The organism is Clostridia bacterium, from assembly GCA_019683875.1.
Classification (GTDB): domain Bacteria; phylum Bacillota; class Sulfobacillia; order RBS10-35; family Bu92; genus Bu92.
This window is the reverse complement of the sequence record JADGHN010000160.1, coordinates 1-3,066: the sequence shown is the minus strand read 5'-3', so window position 1 is coordinate 3,066 and position 3,066 is coordinate 1. Positions and strand designations below refer to the sequence as shown.

The following is a 3,066-nucleotide window of genomic DNA, read 5'->3' as shown; positions in this document are numbered from 1 at the left end:
GCGCAACGACAAGGAGGGCCCTCGCCCGTGCCCAAGAGAACCCTCGTCATCGGCGGCGCCGGCTTCATCGGCAGCCACGTCTGCGACGCGCTGCTGGCGGCCGGTCACGAGGTCGCCGTGCTCGACGACTTCTCCACCGGCCGGCGCGCCAACGTCCCCGGCCGCGTCACCGTCTACGAAGGGGACATCCGCGACGCCGCCTTCGTCCGCTCCGTGTTCGCCGAAGTCCGGCCGGAGTGGGTCTCCCACCAGGCCGCGCAAGTGTCCGTCAGCCGGTCCACGCGCGAGCCCCGCTACGACGCCGAGGTGAACCTGATCGGCCTCCTGAACGTCCTTGAGGCGAGCGTGGAAATCGGAACGGAGCGCTTTGTCTTCGCCTCCTCCGGCGGCGTCCTCTATGGCGACGTCGACGAGCCGGCGCCCGAGACGCACCCGGCGGACCCGATTTCGCCCTACGGCATCAGCAAGATGGCGGGCGAGGCGTATGTCCGCTTTTTCCACCGCCAGCACGGCCTGCACGCGGTATCCTTGCGATACGCAAACGTGTACGGGCCGCGCCAGGACCCGCACGGCGAGGCGGGCGTCGTGGCCATCTTCACGGAGCGGCTGCTGCGCGGAGAGCCCTGCGTCATCAACGGCGACGGGCGCTACGTGCGGGACTACGTGTACGTGGAGGACGTCGCGCGGGCGAACGTGCTGGCGCTGGAGCGAGGCGCAGCCGGCGGGGCGTACAACATCGGCACGGGGACCGGCACGGACGTGAACGAGCTGTTCGCGCGGCTGCGCGAGCTCACCGACCCCGCGGCGGAGCCGCAATACGGCCCGCCCCGACCCGGCGACCTGCGCTCGAACCGGCTCGACGCCTCCAAGGCCCGCGCGGAGCTCGGCTGGACGGCGGACGTTGACCTGGACGAAGGGCTGCGCCGCACGGTCGCCTGGTTCCGGGCGCGGGCCCGGGCCTGACGGGGCCGCCGCCGGCCGGTCCCGCCTCGTGACGAAGGCCGGCGGGCACGGGCGCCGGAGGGAAGGGAGGGAACGCGCATGTCGCCGCGGACGCGGCAAGCCTTGATCGTGGCGACGGACTTCCTCCTCATCCTCGTCGCGTATTTGCTCGCGTACTACCTGCGCTTCCACGGCGCCATCCCGCACCGCAACTTCGTGCCCTTCCCGGTCCTCGGGCCGCTCCTCGCGCTGATCGGCGTGCTGCTGCTCACCACGTACGAGACGCACCGCGACCTCCACCGCGAGCCGTTCGACACCTACGCCTCCCTCGCGCTCGCGGTCACGATGGCCACGGCGCTCGGTCTCGCCCTGCCGTACCTGTTCGGCGCGCCGGCGTTCCCGCGCAGCGTCTTCCTCATCGCCGCGCCCATCGAGTTCGCGCTCATCGGCGCCGCGCGCTGGCCGTGGATCGCGGCCGCGCGGCGCGCGTTCCGGGAGCGGCGGTTCGTCGTCGTCGGCGCAACCGCCGGCGACGCCGCGGCGCTCGCGCGCCTCGTGCGCCGCTCGTTCGGCGCGGCGCACGTCACGGCGCTCGCCTCCGCCGAGGCGGTCGAGGCGTTCGCGACCCCGCTCACGCCGGCAGGCGGCCATCCCGCCACCGGACCGGACGCGGACGCCGTCTTCGTCGGGCCGCACGCCTCGCCTGAAGCGCGCGTCGCCGCACAATCGTGGGCGCTCGCCCACGGGCGGCAGTTCTACGCCGTGCCGTCCCTCTACGACATCCTCATGCTCCGCAGCCAGACGACCCGCGTGGGCGACCTGCCCGTCATCGGCGCCCGCCCGCCGGAGATCCCGCCGGACTACGCCTGGCTGAAGCGGCTCGTCGACATCGCCGGCGCGCTCGTGCTCGGCGTGGCGGCGGCGCCCGTGGTGGCGCTCGCGGCCGCCGCCATCATGCTCACGTCGCCCGGGCCGGCCCTGTACCGCCAGACGCGCGTGGGGCTGCACGGCCGGCCGTTCACGATCTACAAGCTCCGCACCATGCGCGTCGACGCCGAGGCCGAGACGGGGCCCACCCTCGCCACGGCCGACGACCCGCGCGTCACGCCCGTCGGCCGCTGGCTGCGGGCCCTGCGCCTCGACGAGCTTCCGCAGGTGTGGAACGTGCTGCGCGGCGACATGAGCCTCGTCGGGCCGCGCCCCGAGCGGCCGGAGTTCGTGCGGGCGTTCGAGGCGGAGTTGCCCCACTACCGCCTCCGGCACAACGTGCGGCCGGGGCTGACGGGCCTCGCGCAGGTCATGGCGGCCTACTCCACGGACGCGGAGGAGAAGCTGCGCTACGACCTCACGTACATCGTGCAGGCCTCGCCGCTCCTCGACTTGAAGATCCTCTTCCTCACCGTGCGGGCGGTGCTGCTGCCGGGCCGGGCCGGCGCCTTTCCCTCCTGGGCCCGGGAGGCGGCCGAGCCCGTGGTAAAATCCGTAAATAGGTGAAGCGATGTCCGGCGACAAACGCCGAAACGCCTACGGGAACCCCTGGCGGACCGGCCTGAGCCTCGGCGTCCTGGGCTTCGTCATCGCGGTGGGCGTGGGCCTACCGTCGGAGGAGCTCGTGGCGCGCATCCCCCCGGGGCTGGCGGTGCCGCTCGTGCTCTTCATCATCGTGGTGGCCGTGCTTCTCGACATGCTCGGCGTGGCCGTCACGGCGGCAGACCCGGTCCCCTTCCACGCCAAAGCCAGCAAGCGCGAGCCCGGCGCGCGGCAGGGGCTGTACCTCATCCAGCGCGCGGACCGCGTGGCGAGCATCGCCATGGACATCACGGGCGACGTCACGGCCGCCGTGGCCGGCGCGGCGACGGTCGCGATCATCGCCGAGCTGGCGAAAGGGCTGCACGTGCCGCACACCGTGCTGAACGCGCTCGGCATCGGGATCATCACGTTTCTCTTCATCGGGGGGAAGGCGTTCGTGAAGGGCTACTCCATCCGCAACGCCAACGCGATCGTGATGATCGCGGGGCTGGTGCTGCACGGGATCGAGCAGGTCACGCGCATCCAGTTCGCCAAGCCCTCGCGCCGCCGGAACGGCCGCAGCCGCGGGACCACGCGCGCGCGCGTCCGGCCGCG

The 3,066-nt window shown here is 73.0% G+C and carries 3 protein-coding genes; all 3 read left to right on the top strand.

Going from position 1 to position 3,066, the window contains the following annotated elements:
* Nucleotides 1-27 precede the first annotated feature (27 nt).
* Nucleotides 28-963 carry an SDR family oxidoreductase gene (locus IRZ18_09295; GenBank protein MBX5477299.1) on the top strand — a complete coding sequence of 312 codons (936 nt, stop codon included), beginning with the start codon at nucleotides 28-30 and terminating at the stop codon, nucleotides 961-963.
* A 78-nt stretch (nucleotides 964-1,041) separates the two neighbouring features.
* Entirely contained in the window at nucleotides 1,042-2,436 is a 1,395-nt protein-coding gene (locus IRZ18_09290; protein ID MBX5477298.1) for a sugar transferase, read from the top strand.
* Between the two features lie 4 nt (nucleotides 2,437-2,440).
* A partial coding sequence (locus IRZ18_09285; protein ID MBX5477297.1) for a hypothetical protein occupies nucleotides 2,441-3,066 on the top strand: 626 nt, incomplete at its 3' end.